The organism is Bradyrhizobium sp. 6(2017) (genome assembly GCF_011058295.2).
In the GTDB taxonomy this organism is placed as follows: Bacteria; Pseudomonadota; Alphaproteobacteria; order Rhizobiales; family Xanthobacteraceae; genus Bradyrhizobium; species Bradyrhizobium septentrionale.
The window spans coordinates 4,971,154-4,991,959 of the sequence record NZ_CP049289.2 but is presented as its reverse complement, the minus strand read 5'-3'; the positions used below and the strand labels follow the sequence as shown (position 1 = coordinate 4,991,959).

The 20,806-nt window shown below is 64.0% G+C and carries 19 protein-coding genes and 1 pseudogene; 7 read left to right on the top strand and 13 right to left on the bottom strand.

What is annotated here, in order from left to right; translation table 11 throughout:
- The first annotated feature begins 93 nt into the window (after positions 1 to 93).
- Positions 94 to 1,071 carry a phosphotransferase family protein gene (locus G6P99_RS23225; RefSeq protein ID WP_029082649.1) on the top strand — a complete coding sequence of 326 codons (978 nt, stop codon included), beginning with the start codon at positions 94 to 96 and terminating at the stop codon, positions 1,069 to 1,071.
- A 30-nt stretch (positions 1,072 to 1,101) separates the two neighbouring features.
- Here the strand turns inward: G6P99_RS23225 and G6P99_RS23220 are convergent, their stop codons facing one another.
- Positions 1,102 to 1,293 carry a hypothetical protein gene (locus tag G6P99_RS23220; RefSeq protein WP_029082650.1) on the bottom strand — a complete coding sequence of 64 codons (192 nt, stop codon included), beginning with the start codon at positions 1,291 to 1,293 and terminating at the stop codon, positions 1,102 to 1,104.
- Positions 1,290 to 2,099, bottom strand: coding sequence for a transglutaminase-like domain-containing protein (locus G6P99_RS23215; RefSeq protein WP_029082651.1), 810 nt, complete (start codon positions 2,097 to 2,099; stop codon positions 1,290 to 1,292). Before G6P99_RS23215 ends, G6P99_RS23220 begins: the two co-directional genes overlap by 4 nt.
- Before the next feature lie 262 nt (positions 2,100 to 2,361).
- Here G6P99_RS23215 and G6P99_RS23210 point away from each other — a divergent pair, with 262 nt between their 5' ends.
- Positions 2,362 to 2,547: a hypothetical protein gene (locus tag G6P99_RS23210; RefSeq protein WP_029082652.1), complete on the top strand. Its 186-nt coding sequence runs from the start codon at positions 2,362 to 2,364 to the stop codon at positions 2,545 to 2,547.
- Positions 2,548 to 2,954: 407 nt separating this feature from the next.
- Here G6P99_RS23210 and gyrA read toward each other — a convergent pair whose 3' ends face one another.
- The 3 genes from gyrA to G6P99_RS23195 form a co-directional block, all read right to left on the bottom strand.
- Positions 2,955 to 5,684: a DNA gyrase subunit A gene (gyrA, locus tag G6P99_RS23205; RefSeq protein ID WP_029082653.1), complete on the bottom strand. Its 2,730-nt coding sequence runs from the start codon at positions 5,682 to 5,684 to the stop codon at positions 2,955 to 2,957.
- A gap of 213 nt (positions 5,685 to 5,897) precedes the next feature.
- Positions 5,898 to 6,296, bottom strand: coding sequence for a DUF2306 domain-containing protein (locus tag G6P99_RS23200; protein WP_029082654.1), 399 nt, complete (start codon positions 6,294 to 6,296; stop codon positions 5,898 to 5,900).
- Positions 6,297 to 6,548: 252 nt separating this feature from the next.
- Positions 6,549 to 7,034: a single-stranded DNA-binding protein gene (locus tag G6P99_RS23195; protein ID WP_029082655.1), complete on the bottom strand. Its 486-nt coding sequence runs from the start codon at positions 7,032 to 7,034 to the stop codon at positions 6,549 to 6,551.
- Between the two features lie 454 nt (positions 7,035 to 7,488).
- On the opposite strand from G6P99_RS23195, the gene G6P99_RS23190 reads away from it, so the two are divergent.
- The 4 genes from G6P99_RS23190 to G6P99_RS23175 all read left to right on the top strand — a co-directional run bounded on the left by G6P99_RS23190 (position 7,489) and on the right by G6P99_RS23175 (position 13,123).
- A complete protein-coding gene (locus G6P99_RS23190) occupies positions 7,489 to 8,232 on the top strand; it encodes an outer membrane protein (protein ID WP_029082656.1) in 744 nt (247 codons plus the stop codon).
- 305 nt (positions 8,233 to 8,537) lie between these two features.
- A complete protein-coding gene (locus G6P99_RS23185; protein ID WP_029082657.1) occupies positions 8,538 to 9,197 on the top strand; it encodes an outer membrane protein in 660 nt (219 codons plus the stop codon).
- A gap of 255 nt (positions 9,198 to 9,452) precedes the next feature.
- Positions 9,453 to 12,437, top strand: coding sequence for an excinuclease ABC subunit UvrA (gene uvrA, locus G6P99_RS23180; RefSeq protein ID WP_165123525.1), 2,985 nt, complete (start codon positions 9,453 to 9,455; stop codon positions 12,435 to 12,437).
- A 50-nt stretch (positions 12,438 to 12,487) separates the two neighbouring features.
- On the top strand, positions 12,488 to 13,123 hold the full coding sequence (locus G6P99_RS23175; protein ID WP_165123523.1) for a tetratricopeptide repeat protein: 636 nt from the start codon (positions 12,488 to 12,490) through the stop codon (positions 13,121 to 13,123).
- 120 nt (positions 13,124 to 13,243) lie between these two features.
- Here G6P99_RS23175 and G6P99_RS23170 read toward each other — a convergent pair whose 3' ends face one another.
- From G6P99_RS23170 to G6P99_RS47715, 5 genes and pseudogenes are all read right to left on the bottom strand, one after another.
- Complete coding sequence (locus tag G6P99_RS23170; RefSeq protein ID WP_029082660.1) at positions 13,244 to 13,567, bottom strand: PRC-barrel domain-containing protein; 324 nt, start codon at positions 13,565 to 13,567, stop codon at positions 13,244 to 13,246.
- A 345-nt stretch (positions 13,568 to 13,912) separates the two neighbouring features.
- On the bottom strand, positions 13,913 to 14,848 hold the full coding sequence (locus G6P99_RS23165; RefSeq protein WP_029082661.1) for a cytochrome D1 domain-containing protein: 936 nt from the start codon (positions 14,846 to 14,848) through the stop codon (positions 13,913 to 13,915).
- Positions 14,849 to 14,850: 2 nt separating this feature from the next.
- A complete protein-coding gene (locus G6P99_RS23160) occupies positions 14,851 to 15,390 on the bottom strand; it encodes an SRPBCC family protein (RefSeq protein ID WP_029082662.1) in 540 nt (179 codons plus the stop codon).
- A gap of 145 nt (positions 15,391 to 15,535) precedes the next feature.
- Positions 15,536 to 16,006 carry an AAA family ATPase gene (locus G6P99_RS47720; RefSeq protein WP_414645600.1) on the bottom strand — a complete coding sequence of 157 codons (471 nt, stop codon included), beginning with the start codon at positions 16,004 to 16,006 and terminating at the stop codon, positions 15,536 to 15,538.
- 78 nt (positions 16,007 to 16,084) lie between these two features.
- A pseudogene (locus G6P99_RS47715) lies at positions 16,085 to 16,180 on the bottom strand (AAA family ATPase); the annotation flags it as partial.
- A 522-nt stretch (positions 16,181 to 16,702) separates the two neighbouring features.
- Between G6P99_RS47715 and G6P99_RS23150 the strand changes: the two are divergent.
- Positions 16,703 to 16,954 (top strand): hypothetical protein, encoded by a 252-nt coding sequence (locus G6P99_RS23150; protein WP_029082664.1) that lies wholly within the window; start codon positions 16,703 to 16,705, stop codon positions 16,952 to 16,954.
- Positions 16,955 to 17,638: 684 nt separating this feature from the next.
- On the opposite strand, the gene G6P99_RS23145 is transcribed toward G6P99_RS23150, so the two are convergent.
- The 3 genes from G6P99_RS23145 to G6P99_RS23135 form a co-directional block, all read right to left on the bottom strand.
- On the bottom strand, positions 17,639 to 18,514 hold the full coding sequence (locus G6P99_RS23145) for a PCC domain-containing protein (protein WP_029082665.1): 876 nt from the start codon (positions 18,512 to 18,514) through the stop codon (positions 17,639 to 17,641).
- A gap of 4 nt (positions 18,515 to 18,518) precedes the next feature.
- On the bottom strand, positions 18,519 to 20,159 hold the full coding sequence (locus tag G6P99_RS23140; protein ID WP_051346494.1) for an acyl-CoA synthetase: 1,641 nt from the start codon (positions 20,157 to 20,159) through the stop codon (positions 18,519 to 18,521).
- Between the two features lie 205 nt (positions 20,160 to 20,364).
- Complete coding sequence (locus G6P99_RS23135) at positions 20,365 to 20,766, bottom strand: SPW repeat protein (RefSeq protein ID WP_029082667.1); 402 nt, start codon at positions 20,764 to 20,766, stop codon at positions 20,365 to 20,367.
- Positions 20,767 to 20,806 lie beyond the last annotated feature (40 nt).

Genomic DNA, 20,806 nt, shown 5'->3' with positions numbered 1-20,806 from the left:
ATGCAGCGAAGCGCAATCCAGGACAAGTGACGGCCGTATCGCAAGCCCCCGGATTTCGCTTCGCTGCATCCGGGCTACGAGTGATCTCCGGGAATGTCCGACGATCCGCCCCTTCAGCTGAAGCCGCGGCTGGCGATTGCGATCGACCAGGCGCAGGCCATTATCAGCCGCGTCGCGCCGGGCGCAGCGGTGCGCGACGTGATCGAACTGCGCGGCGGCGAGATCAGCACGATCCTCGAGATCGCGCTGGCGGACGCACCAAGCTGCATCCTCAAGGTCTATCCCGCGCAGCTGCAATGGAAGATGGCGAAGGAGGTCCACGTCCTCGGGCTGTTGCACAAGGTCGACATCCCCGTTCCCCGTATTCTCGTCGCCGATGACACGCGTTCGGTGATCGACCTCAGCTTCGTGCTGATGACGAAGCTCGACGGCGTCGTGCTCGGCGGCCGCGAGCCGGCCCTGACCGATCAGGAGCTGTTTGCGATCTACGCCGCCATGGGCGAAGCGCTCCGCCGCATCAACGACATCACCCTCGACAGCTTCGGCTATATCGGCCCGCATGGGGTCTGGACGCCGCACCCGACCAACCGCGCCTACATGTCCGCCCAGTTCGAGCGAAAGCTGACGGAGTTTTGCACGCGCGGCGGCGACCCGGCGCTCGCGGAGCGGCTCCGGGACAGCATTGCTGCACGCAGCGACCTGCTCGACGCCGCCGACCGGCCCCGCCTGTGCCACTACGATCTCCATGCCGGAAACGTGCTGGTAACGCCGGAAGGCGCACCGCAACTCTCAGGCATCGTCGATTTCGAGAATGCCACCGCCGGTGATCCGCTGATGGATATCGCCAAGGCGCTCTACTACTTCATGCCGAAGGATGCGCCGAAGCGCGACGGATTGCTCGCGGGGCACGGCACCCGCGACCGCCCCGACTGGGAGGCCACGATCGCGCTCTACCGGCTCGCCTGCACGCTGGAGCTGTGGTGCTGGTTCGCCCAGATCGGCCGGGCGGACGCGCTGGCCGGCCTCACCAGAGAACTCGAGAATTCGACCGGTCAGGGCTTGGCTCATTGACCCAAATCGGACGCCGAAGGGCCTGAACGTCTATTCGCCCGCCGCGAGACGACGAATGCCGGATGCAGTCAGGCCGAGTTCACCGAGCCGTCTGACTGCGTAGCCGAGACCAACAAGGCGCTCCCAGTGCAACTGGGGAATCTCCCGTTGCGCTTCGCCCTTGCCGACCTCGACCAGGGAGGCGAACTCGTCCGCACTGAGGGTTTGGGGATCATCCGTCATGACGCGGCCTCATCGGTCCAGACCTTGAACGAAACCAGTGTGTTTGGCCCAAATGTCTGCGTGATCGGAACGTCGGAGGCATCCCGTCCCTGTGCGATCAGAACCCGGCCGATCCTCGGCACGTTGTTGCGCGGATCGAACATATGCCAACGCCCCCCGATATAGGCCTCGAACCAGCCGGCGAAATCACCTGCAGCCCAAGGCAGCGGGGTGCCGATGTCGCTGAGATAGCCGGTGCAATAGCGCGCTGGAATGTTCATGCAGCGGCAGAAGGCAATAGCGAGATGCGCGTAGTCGCGGCACACGCCCCTGCATTCGTTGAAGGCCTCCCACGCCGTCTTGGTGGCGCGGGCGTGCTCGTAGCCGAAAGTGATGTGGCGATGGACGAAATCGCAAATGGCCTGGACCCGCGGCCAGCCCGGCGGCGTGCCCTCGAACAACTTCCATGCGATTTCCGAAAGCCGGTCGGTCTCGCAATAGCGGCTGCCAAGCAGATAGACCAGCGTGTCCGACGGCAGGTCCTCGACCGCGTGTTGGCCGGCCGAAGCAAACACCGGATCAGGCGCGCCGCTGTCGCGCACGACGCCATCGGCCGCCAGCCGCATCGGACCGGCCGGCGCAACGATACGGCTGCACCAATTGCCGAATCCGTCGCGATACGGCGTGATCGGCACCGAGGGGGTGGTGGTCAGGTGGTCGGGGACGATGATGTCGGAGGCGCGCGTAAAATGCGTGCCCAGCACCATGATGATGGGCGTCGGCTGCGGGAACTCGTAGTGCATTTCGAATCCGACGCGAAGCTTCATTCGAAATGCATCCCTCTTTGTACCACCGACATGGCTACGAAGAGGTCGAATACAAGGCACGATCTGCCTCATCGGACAAATACCCGCATCGCGCGAGAAAATGATGGCTATTTGCTGCGATAGCGCGCAGGAACGGAGGCGCTTGCCGAACTGGCGCGGCTTGCCGGCGCGAGTCGAACCCGACGAATGTTCGAGTCGGATGGTTGAAAGCCTCCTCCGCGCGTTCGACACAGTTTCGGAACGCGCTCACCGAAAGACCTTGATGCAAAATCTCTCGCCTCGTCACGTCAAGACTGAAGAGTCCGTCCGCCTCGGCGTGATTTCGGGCTGGTATTCCACAAAAGTCAGCGGAACATTCGTGACGGGCCCGCATGACACCGAAGCCGATTGCCTGCGCAAAATCGCCGAGATCGATCCGCCACCGCCGCCGCCGAAGAAGAAGAGATAACCCCTGCGCGACCAAATTGGCCGCACTGGCAAACGGGCCGCCCAGGACGCATATCGGCAAGATGGCCAAACAAAGCCGCGTTCGCCTCCTTGAGGTTACCGTGATTGCGCAGAACGAGCCAACGCGCTGGAAATGGCATATTTCCGAAGGCGGCCTGGAGCTCGTGCACGGCTACGCGACGTCCCGCGAAACAGCGCAAAGAGACGGCGATAGCGTACTGTTTACAATGCTATCTGCCTCCCAGACGCCCTGAGCGGGTCGCTTTCGTCGAACGGAGAAGCGAGTGCCGAAGCTCGGCGAAGCGACGCACAGGCGCAGCCCGGCCCGCCCAGGCAATCAGGGATGAATCAACCCGCGGCGGGGCCTGACCTGGAGCCGCATGCAACGAACCACGTTCGGGAACGGCCTTACTCGCCGTTCCCGTTCGCGCCGTTTTCCTCCTCCGGAATATGCTCGACCGAGACGACGTGCTCGTCCTCCGCGGTGTCGAACACGATCACACCCTGGGTCGAGCGGCCGGCGACGCGGATGTCGGCCACCGGGCAGCGGATCAGCTGGCCCTTGTCGGTGACCAGCATGATCTGGTCGGCGTCCTCGACCGGAAACGACGCCACCAAATTGCCGTTGCGGTTGTTGACGCTCATCGCGACGATGCCTTTGCCGCCGCGGCCGGTGGTACGGTACTCGTAGGACGAGGTCCGCTTGCCGAAGCCGTTGACGGAGACCGTGAGCACCACCTGCTCGGCCGCCGACAGCTCGGCATAGCGCTCCTGCGACAGCTGGATCGCGTCGTTCGCCGTCTCCTCACCTTCCGCCTCGACCGGCTCCTCGGCCGCGGTCTCGCCGGCCACCGCACGGCGCATCTTCAGATACGCCGAGCGCTCGTCGGAAGTGGTTTCGACATGGCGCAGGATCGCGAGCGAGATCAGCTTGTCGGCCTCGGCCAGCGCAATGCCGCGCACGCCCATCGAGGTGCGGCCGGTGAAGACGCGCACATCGGTGACCGGGAAACGGATGCACTGCCCGCCGGCGGCGGTCAGCAGCACGTCGTCACGCTCGGTGCAGATCTGCACGTCGACGATTGCCTCGCCCTCCCCGAGCTTCATGGCGATGATGCCGGAGCGGCGGACGTCGACGAAGTCGGACAGCTTGTTGCGGCGAACGGTGCCGCTGGTGGTCGCGAACATCACGTCCAGATTGCCCCAGGAGGATTCATCCTCCGGCAGCGGCATGATCGTGGTGATACGCTCGCCCTGCTCCAGCGGCAGGATGTTGATCAGCGCCTTGCCGCGCGCATTCGGCGCTGCCATCGGCAGCCGCCAGACCTTCTCCTTGTAGACCTGGCCACGCGAGGAGAAGAACAGCACCGGCGTGTGGGTGGACGCCACGAACAGGCGCGAGACGAAATCCTCGTCGCGGGTCTGCATGCCGGCGCGGCCCTTGCCGCCGCGGCGCTGCGCCCGGTAGGTCGACAGCGGCACGCGCTTGACGTAGCCCGCGTGCGACACCGTCACGACCATGTCCTCGCGCTGGATCAGGTCCTCGTCCTCGACCTCGTCTTCCTGCTCGACGATCACGGTCTTGCGCGGGGTTGCGAACTGCTGCTTCACCTCGGCCAGTTCGGTCTTGATGATCGCCTGAACGCGGGCGCGCGACCGCAGGATGTCGAGATAGTCGGCGATCTCGGCTGCGAGCTTGTCGAGCTCTTCGGAGATCTCGTCCCGCCCCAGCGCGGTCAGTCGCTGCAGCCGCAGGTCGAGGATCGCCCTCGCCTGCTCCATCGACAACCGGAGCGTGCCGTCGTCGTTGATGCGATGCCGGGGATCGTCGATCAGCGTGATCATCGCTTCGACATCGCGCGCCGGCCAGTCGCGCGACATCAGGGCCTCGCGCGCGGTGTTCGGATCGGGCGAGGTTCTGATGACGCGGATCATTTCATCGATATTGGCGACCGCGATCGCAAGGCCGACCAGGATGTGGGCGCGGTCGCGCGCCTTGCCGAGCAGGAATTTGGTCCGCCGGGTCACTACCTGCTCGCGGAACGCGACGAAGATGGTGAGCAGGTCCTTCAGATTCATCGTCTGCGGACGACCGGAATCCAGCGCCAGCATGTTGGCGGGGAAATTCGACTGCAGCGGCGTGAACCGATAGAGCTGGTTGAGCACCACATCGGGCACCGCTTCGCGCTTCAGCTCGATGACGACGCGATAGCCGTCGCGGTCGGACTCGTCGCGCAGATCGCCAATGCCCTCGATCTTCTTCTCTTTCACCAGGTCGGCGATCCGCTCGACCATCGTCGCCTTGTTCACCTGATAGGGAATTTCGGTGATGATGATCGCTTCACGATCCTTGCGGATGGTGTCGATCGCCACCTTGCCGCGCATCACGATCGAGCCGCGGCCGAGGTGATAGGCCGAGCGGATGCCCTGGCGTCCCAGGATGACGCCACCGGTTGGGAAATCCGGTCCGGGAATGATGTTGATGAGCTCGTCGATCGAAAGCGCCGGGTTGTCGATCAGCGCCACACAGGCGTCGACGACCTCGCCGAGATTGTGCGGCGGGATGTTGGTCGCCATGCCGACTGCGATGCCGCCGGCGCCGTTGACCAGAAGGTTCGGGAACCGGGCCGGCAGAACTGACGGCTCCCGCTCGGAATTGTCGTAGTTCGGCTGGAAATCGACGGTGTCCATGTCGATGTCGGCGAGAACGGCGAGCGCCGCCTTCGTCAGCCGGGCCTCGGTATATCGATAGGCCGCAGGCGGATCGCCGTCGACCGAGCCGAAATTGCCCTGCCCGTCGATCAGCGGCACGCGCAGCGAGAAGTCCTGCGCCATCCGGACCATCGCATCGTAAATCGACTGGTCGCCGTGCGGATGATACTTACCGATCACGTCGCCGACGACGCGCGCCGATTTCACGTACTTCTTGTCCGGTGTGTGTCCCTGCTCATGCATCGAGTAGAGAATGCGCCGGTGCACCGGCTTCAGCCCGTCGCGCGCATCGGGCAGCGCACGCGACACGATCACGCTCATCGCGTAATCGAGGTAGGACTTCTTCATCTCGTCGAGAATGGAAACGGGACGAATATCTGAGGGCACCGGCGGCTCGCCGGGCTTGTCGTCTTCGGGTTCGGACAAAGGGGAAATCCGGTCAGTTCTGTTGGGGAATCATATAGCGTATCGAGGGCCTGATAACCACCCTTACGCGGCTCCGGCAAGCCGTTTTTCCCTTCGTTTTTTCATGCACTTACCGGCGACATTGCAGGTTCCTGGCGGGCCTGCTCTGCGTAGCAAAATGCGAGCTCGCGAAGACCAGGCGGAACCGGCTTCGCAATGCCCTTTTTCGCTCAGTTACTGGCCGAAGATCACGGCATGCATGATCCGCCCGGGCATGAAGGTGAACAGCCCGGCAATGACCAGCGCGCCGAAGAAAATGCCGATCATCGTGAACTTGTGGCGGCGGACATTGTGGCTTCGCGCGGCCGTCACGCCGAGCACCAGCATCGCCAGCGAGAAGATCGACAGCAGGTGGATCGGGCTCCATGGGCCCAGCAGCCGGATCTGGTGGATCCAGAACGAGCTCCCTGCGACGATCAGCATCAGGATCACCCAGATCCAGCCGAGCGTCCGGTGCGGCAGCGTGCCCTTCGGTGCGGCGAGCTGAATCGAGCCGAGCACGAAGGCGGCCATCGCCGCGAAGGCATGGAACGGGATCGCAGGCGCAGCGTCGAGCAATGGCGCGAGGCTCATGATGGCGGCCCTCGGGTGATGCGCGCGGCCAGGCATCGCTCGCCGCAGGCCGATGTAAATATCATTCACATAAGCCTGTGTCAAAGCACGGGGAACCCGCAAAGGCATCTTCCGATAATCACGTAATATCAGATTGATACGAGATTATCCTCATAGTCCACACAAAGGACTTCCCTCGCACGTCGTACCGCCGCCCCGGGAAATGATCTTCACGAGGGCGACGCCTGACAGAATGTGGGAGGCGCGATCTCGTCAGAACGGGATGTCGTCGTCCATATCGCTGTTGCGGCCGCCTGCGGCGACTGCACGGCGCGGCGCCGAGCTGACCGGTCCGGCCGAGCCGAAATCGCTGCCGCCATCATCGGAGAAGCTGCCGCCTCCGCCGCTGCGCCCGTCGAGCATCGTCAGGTTGGAGTTGAAGCCCTGCAGCACGACCTCGGTCGAGTACTTCTCGACGCCGCTCTGGTCGGTCCATTTGCGGGTCTGCAACTGACCCTCGATGTACACCTTGGCGCCCTTCTTCAGATACTGCTCGGCGACCTTGCAGAGACCTTCGTTGAAGATCACGACGCGGTGCCACTCGGTCTTTTCCTTGCGCTCGCCGGTGCCCTTGTCGCGCCAGGTTTCCGAGGTGGCGATCGACAGATTTGCGATCGGACGGCCATCCTGCGTCCGCCGGATTTCCGGATCCTTGCCGAGGTTTCCAACCAGGATCACCTTGTTCACGCTTCCCGCCATCGCATCATCTCCACTCAAAAACCGGGCGCCGGACATCGGCCGCCACTCTCAACCTTCGCCACTTACATTGCAGGCGTCGTGGATGACCCTATACGCCGGCGCCGGCCCGACGCCTTTGCCGTCGCGCGGTTATCCACGATTATTGAGATCGAGATATAGCATCGCCGCCGTCACCGTTCCAGTTTTGTTCGCCACAACCTGCCGTAGCAGCCGGCGACGGCGTTGGCGTGGCCGCCGGTCACGGGATCAGCGGTTGCCCCGCAGTGATCACTCAGAAAACTTGCAACAAAATCAGCACCTTGCGTGGTCGGCACTTCTTCCGCGAGTGTTGCATTTGGGAGACGGCGTTTCCGGTTGAATCAGCGTATAGATTCCAACCATGGCGCGGGCGCTCGCGTCTGAGATCGTGCTTCGGGACCAGTTGGAAGCCGATTTGGGAAGCTGGGGATTGATGATGAAGAAGTTTTTGCTCGCGACCGTTGCTCTGATTGCGTTCGCCGCGCCGGCGGCGGCGGCCGATCTGGCTGCCCGCCCCTATACCAAGGCGCCGCCGATGATCGCCGCCGTCTATGACTGGAGCGGCTTCTATATCGGCGCCAACGGCGGTTGGGGTTCGAGCCACAATTGCTGGGATCAGCTCCCGGGCGGCACTTTCATCGGATCGGATGGTTGCCACGATGCGACGGGCGGCGTCGCCGGTGGTCAGATCGGCTATCGCTGGCAGGCGGGCACCTGGGTGTTCGGCCTCGAAGCGCAGGGCGACTGGGCTGACCTGAAGGGCAGCAACGGCAGCGCGATCTTCCCGGGCCTGTTCACCAACCAGAGCAAGATCGACGCGTTCGGCCTGTTCACCGGCCAGATCGGTTACGCCGTCAACAACGTGCTGCTCTACGCCAAGGGCGGTGCAGCGCTGACCGACAACCGCTTCAGCACCTACTTCACGCCGACCGGCGCGCTCGGCGGCCGCGCCACCGACACCCGCTGGGGTGGCACCATCGGCGCCGGCATCGAAGTCGGCTTCGCGCCGAACTGGACCGCTGGTATCGAATACGACCACCTGTTCATGCAGGACAAGACCTACAACCTCACCACCCCGAATGGCGCGCTGTTCAGCACCATCCGCGACCGCCAGGACGTCGACTTCGTCACCGTCCGCGTGAACTACAAGTGGGGTGGCCCGGTCGTTCCGCGCTACTGATCGCACGCAGCGGATCTGATCCAGACGAAAGGCCGGCGTTGCGCCGGCCTTTTTGTTTGCGCGATCGAACGGCCGAACGCCCCGGTCCATAGCATCGGAGACCGGAGCCAGCCTCGCGCCGGCTCTCCTATTGGTACGTGCGCACCTCGCGCGCTCGTTTTCCGTGCATTGTGGTTTCCCGGTTACACAACCTCCGCGATTTCTGTGTAGAAACTTTTGCTCGTCACGCAACATTCCCGTGACGCTCCCTCCAATGTTTGGAGGGACAAGAAAATGGGCAAGAAAACGGGACTCGGACTTTGAAAATCAGGAATGTTTTGCTGGCATCGGCCGGCATGCTCGCACTGAGCACTTTTGCACCTGCGATGGCCGCCGACATGGCTGCACGCGCCCCCTACGTGAAGGCTCCGCCGCCGGCCGCGATCTACAACTGGACCGGCTTCTACATCGGCGGCTTCGGTGGCTATGCCAGCGAGGATTCCGGCAATCCGAAGATGGAAGGCGGCTTCGGTGGCGGCACCATCGGCTACAACTGGCAGGCCAGCAACATCGTGTACGGCCTTGAGGCCGACGGCGCCTGGGCTGACGTCAATGCCTCCGCCACCGGCTTTGGCATCACCGCGACGAGCAAGATCGACGCGCTCGGCACCGTGCGCGGCCGCCTCGGCTTCGCGGTCGACAAGGTGCTGTTCTACGGCACCGGTGGCTATGCCTGGATCGACAACAAGATTATCCTTAGCGGCTTCGGCCTGACTACCTCGCAGAGCAACTTCCACTCCGGCTGGACCGTCGGCGCTGGCATCGAAGCCTTCATCGCGCCGCAGTGGTCGATCAAGGGCGAGTACCTGTATCGCAGCCTGAGCAGCGAAAACTACTTCGGCGTGCCCTCCGGCGACCTCAACCTGCACAGCGTCCAGTTCGGCGTGAACTATCACTTCGGCGGCCCGATCGTCGCCAAGTACTGAGCCAGGGACTGGTCGTTTCGCTACGACCTCACACGGAAGGCCGGCGCCTAACGCCGGCCTTTTTCGTTGCCGGAACCAGCCCTGCTGACGGCTGCTGCCATCGGGCAAACTATCCGTTGATGGAGACGACTCAGCACTGGAAATCTGCCGCCGTTCTTCCTACGTTCCAGTCTTCTCACCCATCGGCGCAAGGTCCCGGCAGCACCGGCGATGCGCGCCCAAAAGGCGCCCGATCATGCGCCCGGAATTGTCGCAATGGATGAAGTGCTCAAGGCGAAGCGCCAACAGAACGCCGGCTCCTCATCGCGCGCCATCACGATCCGCGGCGCGCGCGAACACAATCTGAAGAACATCGACGTCGAGATTCCGCGCGACAGACTGGTGGTGTTCACCGGCCTGTCCGGCTCCGGCAAGTCGTCGCTCGCATTCGACACCATCTATGCCGAAGGCCAGCGACGCTACGTCGAGTCGCTGTCGGCCTATGCGCGGCAATTCCTTGAGATGATGCAGAAGCCCGACGTCGACCAGATCGACGGCCTGTCTCCTGCGATCTCGATCGAGCAGAAGACCACGTCGAAGAACCCGCGCTCCACGGTCGGCACCGTCACCGAGATCTACGACTACATGCGCCTGTTGTGGGCGCGCGTCGGCGTGCCCTATTCGCCAGCCACGGGGCTGCCGATCGAAAGCCAGATCGTCTCGCAGATGGTCGACCGCGTGCTGGCGCTGCCGGAAGGCACCCGCCTCTATCTGCTGGCGCCGGTCGTGCGCGGCCGCAAGGGCGAGTACAGGAAGGAGCTCGCCGAGTACCTCAAGAAGGGTTTTCAGCGCGTCAAGATCGACGGCACCTTCTACGAGCTGTCGGAGGCGCCGGCGCTCGACAAGAAATTCCCGCACGATATCGACGTCGTGGTCGACCGCATCGTGGTGCGCCCCGACCTTTCGCAGCGCCTCGCGGAGAGCTTCGAGACAGCACTGAAGCTCGCCGAGGGCCTCGCCGTGATCGAATATGCCGACGCGCCGGCGGCCGCGCAGGACGAGAAGAAAGAGGACAGGAAGAAGACCGCAAAGATCCACGACAAGAGCGGCCCCGAACGCATCCTGTTCTCGGAAAAATTCGCCTGTCCGGTTTCGGGCTTCACGATCCCCGAGATCGAACCCAGACTCTTTTCCTTCAACAACCCCTATGGCGCGTGTCCTGCCTGCGGCGGCCTTGGCGTCGAGCAGCATATCGACGAGGACCTCGTCATCCCCGACAAGGAGCTGACCTTGCGCAAGGGCGCGATCGCGCCCTGGGCGAAATCCTCCTCGTCCTATTACATCCAGACCCTGACCGCGCTCGGCAAGCACTACAAGTTCACGCTCGACACCAAGTGGAAGGACCTGCCCAAGAAGGTGCAGGCCGCGCTGCTGCATGGCTCCGGCGACGACGAGATCAAGTTCTCCTATGAGGACGGCGTCCGCTCCTACGACACCAAGAAGCCGTTCGAGGGCGTCATCACCAACATCAACCGCCGCTACCGCGAGACCGAGAGCGAGTGGGCGCGCGAGGAGCTTGGCAAATATTTCTCCGACGTGCCCTGCGCCGGCTGCAACGGCTATCGGCTGAAGCCCGAGGCGCTGTGCGTCAAGATCGGCGGCAAGCATATCGGCGAGATCTCGGAGCTCTCGGTCAGGCGCGCCGGCGAATGGTTCGAGACGGTGCCGGCGGCACTGAACGCGCAGCAGAACGAAATCGCCGCGCGTATTCTCAAGGAGATCCGCGAGCGCCTGACCTTCCTGCTCGACGTCGGCCTGAATTACCTGACGCTGTCGCGCTCCTCCGGCACGCTGTCGGGCGGCGAGAGCCAGCGCATCCGCCTGGCGTCGCAGATCGGTTCGGGGCTGACAGGCGTGCTCTATGTACTGGACGAACCCTCGATCGGCCTGCACCAGCGCGACAATGCCCGGCTGCTCGACACGTTGAAGCGGCTCCGCGACCTCGGCAACACCGTGATCGTGGTCGAGCATGACGAGGACGCCATTCGGCTTGCCGACTACGTGCTCGACATCGGCCCCGGCGCCGGCATGCATGGCGGCCACATCGTGGCCGAAGGCACGCCCGACCAGATCATGCGCAACCCGAAATCGCTGACGGGCAAATATCTGACCGGCGAGCTGTCGGTTGCGATCCCGGACCGGCGGCCGCCGAACCACCGCCGCACCATCAAGGTGATCAACGCCCGCGGCAACAATCTGAAGAACGTCTCGGCCGAAATCCCGCTCGGCCTGTTCACCTGCGTCACCGGCGTCTCCGGCGGCGGCAAGTCGACATTGCTGATCGATACGCTGTACCGCGCGATCGCCCGCAAGCTGAACAACGCCAGCGAAGGCGCCGCACCGCACGACCGCATCGAGGGCCTCGAGCACATCGACAAGATCATCGACATCGACCAGTCGCCGATCGGCCGCACGCCGCGTTCGAACCCCGCGACCTATACCGGCGCCTTCACGCCGATCCGCGAATGGTTCGCCGGCCTGCCGGAGGCGAAGGCGCGCGGCTACGAGCCCGGGCGCTTCTCCTTCAACGTCAAGGGCGGCCGCTGCGAAGCCTGCCAGGGCGACGGCGTCATCAAGATCGAGATGCACTTCCTGCCCGACGTCTACGTCACCTGCGACACCTGCAAGGGCAAGCGCTACAACCGCGAGACGCTGGAGGTGCTGTTCAAGGGCAAGAGCATCGCCGACGTGCTCGACATGACGGTCGAGGAAGCCGCCGAATTCTTCAAGGCGGTGCCGCGGGTGCGCGAGACCTTCCAGACCCTGCACCGCGTCGGCCTCGACTACATCCATGTCGGCCAGCAGGCCACCACGCTCTCAGGCGGCGAAGCCCAGCGCGTCAAACTGGCGAAGGAGCTGTCAAAGCGCGCCACCGGCCGCACGCTCTACATCCTGGACGAGCCGACGACGGGCCTGCACTTCCACGACGTGGCAAAACTGCTCGAGGTGCTGCACGAGCTGGTCGCCCAAGGCAACACGGTGGTGGTGATCGAGCACAATCTCGAGGTCATCAAGACCGCCGACTGGGTGATCGACCTCGGCCCCGAAGGCGGCGACGGCGGCGGCGAGATCGTCGCCTGGGGCCCGCCCGAGGACATCGTCAAGGCGCCGCGCAGCTACACCGGCAAATTCCTGGCGCCGGTGCTGAAGAAGGCCAACAGCAAGCCGAGGAAGAGCAGCGCGAGCGAGGCGGCGGAGTAGATTGGGATCCCTGATGTCCCAAGGCGTCAAAACACTTCTGGCTTGGTCTTATGGGTGTTGACTGGTTCCGAAGGCAATCTTGGTCGCAAGAAGATCAGACCGAATTTTGGCACCGCTTGCGCAAAGCGCGAGAACAAAATCGGCCGCAGTATGTCTTTATCCAAGGCTTCACGCTATTGGAGACAGGTCCTCAATACTACGCCAGCGCGATAAAGCTTTTCGACTACGTGATCGATCGTTACTCAGATTCGATCAGATTCGTACAAGCGCTCTCCGCAAAAGCCGACTGTCTTGCCGCGTCGGGGGACATTGAGGGCGCCCTCGCGTACTATGAACGCGCGATCCAGACGATGCGCATCAAGCCAAATAATCAGACATGGGCATGGCTTGATTTTGTGTGGATCGTCGCGACAAACGAACTCTCGAACTACTACGAGACGGCCCTCGCGATACTTGATGAGTTCGGAAGTCAACCACCATTGTTTCCAGTTACTGCGTTCCGCTTCTACGGCAGCCGCGCCCTCATTCAGAGCGCTTGCGGACTGACCGACTCGGCCAGGAACGCCGCACGCACGGCTCTTGCTGCCGCGGACAAAGAGGTATCCGGACTGCGGTATCATCCGAAGCTCGGCGTCATAGGGTCAAGTTACCGCGACATCAGGGAACGACTTGCCGCGATCGTATAGCAAGCAAGTAGCCCGGATGAGCGAAGCGATATCCGGGGACCTGCTGTCAACGATGACAGCTGATCCCGCATGTCGCTTCGCTCATGCGGGCTACGACGTTCGGACAACCTCAGCTTCTCGCTACACCGCCCAGTAATTCGGGTGCGTGTAGCGGTCGCCCCAGTCGAACGCGTCGCCGTCCAACTCGGACGGCCCTGTGCGCAGGTCCTCCAGCGTCACCTCGGCCTCGAAGGCCTGCCGCTCGGGATCAAATCGCAGCGCGGTCCATCTGACGGGAAAGTGGTGGTGGGTACTCAGCACGCCGCCGGTCTTGATCACGGCGTAGGCCACTGTTCCGCTCACCTTGTCGAGCATCAGCCGCTCGATCGATCCGAGCTTCGTGCCGTCGCGTCCGAACACGCAGACATGCTCGACGCGGTCGCTGGGCACCAAGGTATGATGCATGGCATCCTCCCTGTCTTCCCTTGTTCGGCCGAGATTATAGCATTGGCGCTCACCGGGCGTGCAGAGATCGTGTCTACCGCGGTGCGGCAAACCCGCCCTGTATCGCGTGTGGCATCAAGGAGCGTTGCGCCGGTGTTCCCACATCCGTCATGGCCGGGCATAGCCGTCCGAAGGACGGCGTCGCTTCCGCTCGCCTACGTCCCGGCCATCCACGTCTTACTTGCTGCAGAAGCCAAGACGTGGATGCCCGGGACAAGCCCGGGCATGACGCGTGTTGGGTGAATTGGCCAAACGGCTGGCACCGAATTCGCAGCGCTATCGGTACATTACTCCGCCAGCACCGCCCTACTCCGTCCTTCTGAGAAACGCCCCAAACGCCCTTGGCCCGTCGCCGACCTTGATCTCGCCCACGACCTTCAGCTCGGCGGCATCGATCACGCTGAGCGTGTTGCTCTCCCAGTTCGCGACCACGATCCGCTTGCCGTCCGCCGTCGCCTCGATGCCTTCGGGGTAATCGCCGACATTGATCCGCTTCAACGGCTGCAAGGTCGCGAGGTCGAACACGCTGACCTTGCCGTCATACTGGTCGGTGACGAAACCGCGGCCCTGCGCCAGCGCCACGGCATAGGGGCGCAGGCCGACATGGACGCGGCCGATTTCACGCGCGGTGGCGATGTCGATCACGGAGACGTCGTTGGAGCCGACATTGGCGGTATAGGCACGCTTGCCCTCGGCATCGATGGTGACGCCGAACGGACGGGTGCCGACCTTCACGATCCCTCTCCGCTCCCGCGTCGAGGTATCGATAACAGACACGCTGTCGTCGTCGCGGTCCGCCGAGAGCAGCAAGCGCCTGTCCGGCGTCACCGCGAGCCCAGACGGCGATGCGCCGACCGCGATGCTGGCGACGACCCGCTGTTCCCTGGCATCGATCACCCGTACCGCGGCGGCGTACCAGTTGGCGACATAGACCGTTGCCCCGTCGGGCGCGACCGCGATGCCGAGCGGCCCGCCGCCGACATCGACCCGGCCGACCACCTTGCGCGCTGACGCGTCGACCACGGTCAGCGCCTTGGCGTCGGGGCACGTCACATAGGCGAAGCGGCCGTCATTGCTGACGGCGACGCCGGCCGGCTTGCCGCCGATCGCGATGGTCGCGACCGGTTTCGACGTCGCGAGATCGACCACCGTGAGATCGTCGCTGAGCTGGTTGGTGACGAACGCCTCCTCGGCATGGGCGGCGCCGAGGCCAAGCAGCGCCGCGACAACGATCGCCCGCATGCTCAGCTGCCGCTCTCGATCTTCTTCTTCAACGCCTCAAGGCCGGTGCGGTAGAGCCCGCTCACCGCCTTCACCGCGGCTTCGTCGCTCAGTTCCGGCGGCGGGTCGTTGTTCGGAAAGCCGCGGTAAAACGCGCCGGTCCATTCCAGCTTCGTCTTGCCGCCGGGCGCCGGCGACAGCGACAGCGTCGAGGAATAATTGGTGACCGGCAGCACCTTCACGTCGACCGCCGTGATCCGGTACGAATAGCTCATCATCTCGGGCTCGTATTTGTAGAGCTCCTCGTCGACGGTGGCGCCGGGCGAAAGCGTCAGCCGCCGCGTGGCGCCGATCTCGTTGCCCTTCTCGCCCTCGGTTTTGCTGACGCCGGGAAGCCAGCTCATGTCCTGGAAATTGCCGATCACCGCCCACACCTTGGCCTGCGGCGCGTCGATCTCGATGGATTCCCGCACCTTCTGCCGGGTCGGCCCGTGGGCCCAGGCGGCCCCTAGCACGGCCAACGCCGCCACCACGACGCCAACCTTCGCGATCGCTCTCCTCATGTCGTCTCCCTGATCTGTCGGTCTGCCGCCAAGCGCGTGCCGAAGCTTATGGGTCGAGGTTTAGACCGGATCGGGGACCGCCTGCTAGCACCAGAGCGAAGTCGCGGGCTCCTTCTTCCCCGGGAGGCAAGCCTGCCTGTCACCCTCACTCGGCGATCGCCGCGTCGACGAACCCCTTCGGGTCGTCGCAGAATTCGCGCATGACCTTGTAGTGATCCGTGTCCTTCAGGTTCACCGGCTCGAGCCCGTACTTGGTGAGCCGCAACAGCGTGGCGTTCGGATAGGCCATCAGGACCGGCGAATGCGTGGCCATGATCACCTGGCAGTGGCCGGTGCCGTTCATCCGGTGCAGCAGCTTGAGGAATTCGATCTGGCGCGACGGCGACAGCGCGGATTCCGGCTCGTCGAAGATGAAGATGCCTTGCCGCTGGCAACGCTCCTCGAAGAAGCGCAGAAAGCCCTCGCCATGCGAATGCGATAGAAAGTCGGCATAGGGACTGGCGACGGAGTCGAGATATCTGGCGACCGAGAAGAAGCTCTCGGCGCGGAAGAACCAGCCTTTGGTGATTTTCGGCAGCCAGCTCGCGCGGAGCGCGGTCGCAAGCGAGCCGCCCATCTTCTCGACCGCGTTGCCGTGATCGACCGGCATGTAGCCCTTGCCGCCGCCGGCGTCGTCATAGCCGGCCAGCACGGCGATCCCCTCGAGCAGCGTCGACTTGCCGGTGCCGTTCTCGCCGACGATGATGGTAATAGCCTTGTCGAAGCTCAGCTCGAAATCGTCGCGCAGCAGCGGCAGCACGAACGGGTAGGCCTTGCGGTTGGGAATACGCGCGGGGTCGAGCCAGACCCGCCGCAGGTATGGCGCGGGCATGTTGATCGGGCGGTTTCGTCCTCTGGCCATTCGTCCTGCCTCCCAGCGCTCAGCGGCCGCGCCAACCAAGGTCTCAGATGGCCAAGGCACCGTCAAGAACGTAACGGGAACGATATGGTGGCAGACACGCGCCGGGCGCGGAACCCCGGCCATATTTTGGCCATAGCCCATTTCTTAAAGGCCTGAGCGGGCCATGTTCCCGCCTCGCGAGCGTCGCCGGACCGATGCGGTCCCTTCGCTACCAATCGCAGATTATCGCTGCGCCCCTCCCCACACCAAGGATCCTCTACCAACAACAAGAAGGACTTTGTAATGCGTAAACTTCTGACTGCGGTTGCCGTGCTTTCGGCCCTTGCTTCTTCTGCCGCCGAAGCCCGCGGCCATCACCGTCATCGGCATCATGCACATTCCGGCCGCCCAGCCGCGTGGTGCGGATGGTTCATGCGCACCCAGGTCGGTAGCGATCCGGGTCCACAGTTCAATCTGGCACGATCCTGGGCGCGATACGGCAGCAATGCGGGTGGCCCTTCGGTCGGCACGATCGTGGTTTGGCGTCACCACGTCGGCAAGATCGTGGGCCAGCAGAACGGTCAGTGGATCATACAGAGCGGCAACGACGGCCATGCCGTGCGCACGCGGCCGCGCTCAATTGCCGGCGCGATTGCGTTTCGAAACGCATACGCTTCGTTCTAAGGGAACCACGGTCGCATTGCCCGCCGGTATACGAACCGTTCATAACAGCTGCCTACGCTGAGCGCGGGCTTCGCCCTGAGGCCCTCAGACGGGCGTCGTCGCCTGAGTTGACCAGGCGGCGGCGCTTGCCCCGTGGCCTCTCCGATCAAGTTGCGCGCGCGGTGGTGGCAGCCTGAGAAGCCGTAATATGCCTGGACGTCGTGATCGCGGCGAATGTAACGGCCAAGCCAAATACAATTGAAAAAACGATCAAAGCAAAACGTGGCGTCATCGACGAGCCTCCTACCGCAGGACGCCCCCCTTTCTCGCAATTCTAGTCGGCCGCGGGCTTACGTTTCAAGCGCGCTACGGCGCGCAAGTGGGTTACGCCGTTTGCGACTTTCGTTGCAGATAGCCGGATTGAAATCAGCCAGCGCTTCGAACTCCCCGCGGTTCGGAAGCGAAACCATATCCCCACGCCATTCCAATAGACCTCGCTTCCGAAGCAACGTTCTACTCGCAGACCGCGCAACAAATTCGATGTCGTCCCGGCCTAGTGCGCAATTGCGCACGGGAGCCGGGACCCATAACCGAATGACTATTGTTGCGCGACGCTGGAAGGACGAGTCCCTCTCCAACAACTGCTGCGGAGTATGGGTCCCGGCCTTCGCCGGGACGACCGTGGGGAGAAAGCTCACCCCACCCCTACGGCCGCTCCGTCTCTTCCAGCACCTCGAGCGCCAGCTCCATCGTCATCAGCACCGGATTGTCGCCGCGCACCAGGTGTCCCTCGGCGATGCCGCCTAGATAGTCGACCAGCGCGATGTCAAGCTCGGCGTGCAGCCGGCCATCCGCATCAGGCGCGATCTCGCCTGCGGTCAGCGCAAGCTCGGTCGCGAACGGCACCACGCTGTGGCCGTCGGTGAAGATGGCGCCGATGGTCGAGCCGACACCGCCATGCACCCGCGCGCGCAAAATGCCGTGCTGGCGGCAAAAGCCCTCCAGCGCGCAGGCAAAATCCTGGTTCGGCCGCAGCCGCAACGCGTAGGCATGGCGCGTCGCCTTCGCCCCGCGCGGCTCGGTTGCGACCGGACCGAACAGCTTGAAATTGGTCTCGCTGTCGGGCTCCGCCAGAAACGTCGCGCCGTCGATCCCGAACGCATTCACCTCGAACGGCTCGGCGACGATGGTCTCCTCCGGCAGCATGTGGCCACCGTTGCAACGGCCGTCGGCCTCGGTCCACAATCCGTGGCAGTGAAAGAACGGCGCGCCGTCACGTTCGCCAAAGGTCAGCGCCGCGAGCTTGAGCCGCGTCACGCCGTCGGGACGGAACGTGTCGCTGTAGAACGCAGCGTTGACGCCGTCCTTCGACAGCGCCGGCATCACATAGGCGAACGGGCCGAGCGCGCCGGCCTTCGCGCTCAGCACGCCGCCGGCAAATCCTTCCGCCGCAAAGCCGCGGCGCACGGCCTCGAGCAAGGGAATGCCGGCTTCCAGCACGAATGAAAAGGCGCGGCCGCGCGCGGCGACCCACTGGATGCGCTCGGGGATGGGAGCGCCGGGCTGGGCGATGCTGCGCATCGCCTCAAGCGCCCGTCGATTTGGCAATCACCTCGAGCAACCCGCGCGCCTCGAGCTCGTCGCGGATCAGTCGCTTCGGCACCTTGCCATAACCGGACTTCGGCAGCGCCTCCCAGAAGAAGAAGCGCTTCGGCATCTTGTAGCGCGGCACTTTTGGCGCGAGATAGGCGGCAAGCTCGGCCTCCGCGACCGCCTCGGTCCCCTCGCGCGCGACACAGACGGCGACGCCGACCTCGCCCCAGAACGGATCGGGCACGCCGAGCACCGCGACCTCGCCGACCGCGGGATGCGTCAGCAGCTTCTCCTCGATCTCGCGCGGATAGATGTTGGAGCCGCCGGAGATGTACATGTCCGAGGCGCGGCCGGTGATGTAGACAAAGCCCTCCTCGTCGATGTGGCCGAGATCGCCGGTGCGGAACCAGCCGTCGCGAAACGCCTTCGCGTTGGCCTCGGGGTTGTCGTAATAGCCGGCGAACACGCCGGGGCCGATCACGCAGATCTCGCCGGTCTCGTGCGGCTTTAGCTCGCTTCCGTCGTCGCCCTGGATCGATACCTGCATGCCGGTGCGCTCGAAGCCGCAGGTGCCGATCCGCGCATGCGGCCCGTCCTCGGGATCATGCAGGCCCGGCGGCAGCACGGTGATATTGCCGGTGACCTCGCCGAGCCCGAAATACTGCACCAGCACGCCGCCGAACTTGCTCAGCGCCGCCTTCTGGTCCTCGCGATACATCGGCGCGCCGGCATAGATGATGTAGCGCAGCGAGGAATGATCATGCTGGTCGGCAGCGGGATGCTCGACCATCATTTTCAGGATGGTCGGCACCGTGAACATGTTGCTGACACGGTGCTTGGCGATCAGGCGGAACGCCTCCGCGATGTCGAACTTCTCCGACGGCAGCAGGATGGTCGGCACGCCGCGCGCGGTCTGCACCAGCTGATGCACGCCAGCGCCATGCGACAGCGGTGCCACCACCAGCGAGGCGTCGTCTTCGGTGGTGCCGGGCATCAGGTCGGCGAGATGGTTGGTGATCACGAAGGCCATCTGGCCATGGGTCAAGACCGCGGCCTTGGAGCGGCCGGTGGTGCCGGAGGTGAAGAAGAACCAGCAGGGGTCGTCGTACTCGACCGCGACGTTCTCAACCGCAGCGCCGGCGTGTTTGGCGATGACGTCGCCGAGCGTCGCCTCGCCGAACGTGCCCTCCTCACCGATCCGCCAGACGAATTCGAGCGCGGGATTGGTGGCCGCCTTGGCGTGCTCGGGGAAATCGCTGTGGCACAGAAACGCCTGGGCGCCCGAGGCTGCTGCCAGATAGGCGACCTCGTCCGGCATCAGGCGGAAATTGGTCGGCACCCAGACCGCGCCGAGCCGGAAGGCCGCGAACATCGACCAGAACATCTCGTCGCAGTTCCTGGAATGCACCAGGATACGGTCGCCCTTGACGATGCCGCGCGCGGCGAGCGCCGCCGCCAGCGCCGAGACGTTCTGGTCGATATGGCGCCACGACCAGGCCTTCTCGTTCCAGATGAAGCCGGGCCGATCGCCGTGGCGGCGGGCGTTCTGGGTCAGGATGTAGGCCAGGTTCATCACCCGGCGCGACACCCGCGCGATCCCGCCGCGCGGCGCGGTCGAAGCCTCCCCGCTCATTGCTGCCCCGCCGACACGCACAACAGACTGGGCAGGATCAGGACGGTCATCGGGTATTTCCTCGGTCAGAACCGGGCGTCTTCAAGCGCCGCAAGGGGATGGTGCTGTCCGGTTTATCGCCAAGCCGCAGCCTTCGGCAAGGCCCGACCGCCGCAGCGCCATGATACCGCGGCGGCGGTCAATCCGTTGGTCTTGGGCCGGACCGCTACTGCGGATGCCTGGCCAGTTCCTGCTCGCTCAGGTTCCAGTCCTGCCAGAGCTGCAACGCGCCGATCACGGCGACCAGCGCGCCGAGCAGGATGTGCCAGAACTGCAGCGCCTGGTCTTCGGAGTAGCCAAAGACCAACGGCGATATCATCAGCCAGAGGCCGAGCAGGATGCTCGCCACCTCCTCCCAGCGATGCAGTGCGACATATTCGAGCTGGGAGACGCCCAGTACCAGCATGCCGACCATGAAGCTGTTGAGGACGAGATGGCTGCGCTCGATATCGACGGCGCCGCTCACCTGCATCGGAAACCAGGGCGAGACCATGATCAGCACGCCGAGCAGCATGCCGACCCAATCCTCCCAGGGGCGATGTGTGTTGAAGAAACGATTGTTCGACATGACCAACCTCCTTGCGACAAGGGGCATACGTCAGCGGCCA

What these genes read in the sequence shown, in the direction of transcription:
- G6P99_RS23225 (WP_029082649.1), top strand. Translation starts at nt 94, where the DNA reads ATGTCCGACGATCCGCCCCTTCAGCTGAAGCCGCGGCTGGCGATTGCG.
- G6P99_RS23220 (WP_029082650.1), bottom strand. Translation starts at nt 1,293, where the DNA reads ATGACGGATGATCCCCAAACCCTCAGTGCGGACGAGTTCGCCTCCCTG.
- G6P99_RS23215 (WP_029082651.1), bottom strand. Translation starts at nt 2,099, where the DNA reads ATGAAGCTTCGCGTCGGATTCGAAATGCACTACGAGTTCCCGCAGCCG.
- G6P99_RS23210 (WP_029082652.1), top strand. Translation starts at nt 2,362, where the DNA reads ATGCAAAATCTCTCGCCTCGTCACGTCAAGACTGAAGAGTCCGTCCGC.
- G6P99_RS23200 (WP_029082654.1), bottom strand. Translation starts at nt 6,296, where the DNA reads ATGAGCCTCGCGCCATTGCTCGACGCTGCGCCTGCGATCCCGTTCCAT.
- G6P99_RS23195 (WP_029082655.1), bottom strand. Translation starts at nt 7,034, where the DNA reads ATGGCGGGAAGCGTGAACAAGGTGATCCTGGTTGGAAACCTCGGCAAG.
- G6P99_RS23190 (WP_029082656.1), top strand. Translation starts at nt 7,489, where the DNA reads ATGAAGAAGTTTTTGCTCGCGACCGTTGCTCTGATTGCGTTCGCCGCG.
- uvrA (WP_165123525.1), top strand. Translation starts at nt 9,453, where the DNA reads ATGGATGAAGTGCTCAAGGCGAAGCGCCAACAGAACGCCGGCTCCTCA.
- G6P99_RS23175 (WP_165123523.1), top strand. Translation starts at nt 12,488, where the DNA reads ATGGGTGTTGACTGGTTCCGAAGGCAATCTTGGTCGCAAGAAGATCAG.
- G6P99_RS23170 (WP_029082660.1), bottom strand. Translation starts at nt 13,567, where the DNA reads ATGCATCATACCTTGGTGCCCAGCGACCGCGTCGAGCATGTCTGCGTG.
- G6P99_RS23165 (WP_029082661.1), bottom strand. Translation starts at nt 14,848, where the DNA reads ATGCGGGCGATCGTTGTCGCGGCGCTGCTTGGCCTCGGCGCCGCCCAT.
- G6P99_RS23160 (WP_029082662.1), bottom strand. Translation starts at nt 15,390, where the DNA reads ATGAGGAGAGCGATCGCGAAGGTTGGCGTCGTGGTGGCGGCGTTGGCC.
- G6P99_RS47720 (WP_414645600.1), bottom strand. Translation starts at nt 16,006, where the DNA reads ATGGGCGGCTCGCTTGCGACCGCGCTCCGCGCGAGCTGGCTGCCGAAA.
- G6P99_RS23150 (WP_029082664.1), top strand. Translation starts at nt 16,703, where the DNA reads ATGCGCACCCAGGTCGGTAGCGATCCGGGTCCACAGTTCAATCTGGCA.
- G6P99_RS23145 (WP_029082665.1), bottom strand. Translation starts at nt 18,514, where the DNA reads ATGCGCAGCATCGCCCAGCCCGGCGCTCCCATCCCCGAGCGCATCCAG.
- G6P99_RS23140 (WP_051346494.1), bottom strand. Translation starts at nt 20,159, where the DNA reads ATGAGCGGGGAGGCTTCGACCGCGCCGCGCGGCGGGATCGCGCGGGTG.
- G6P99_RS23135 (WP_029082667.1), bottom strand. Translation starts at nt 20,766, where the DNA reads ATGTCGAACAATCGTTTCTTCAACACACATCGCCCCTGGGAGGATTGG.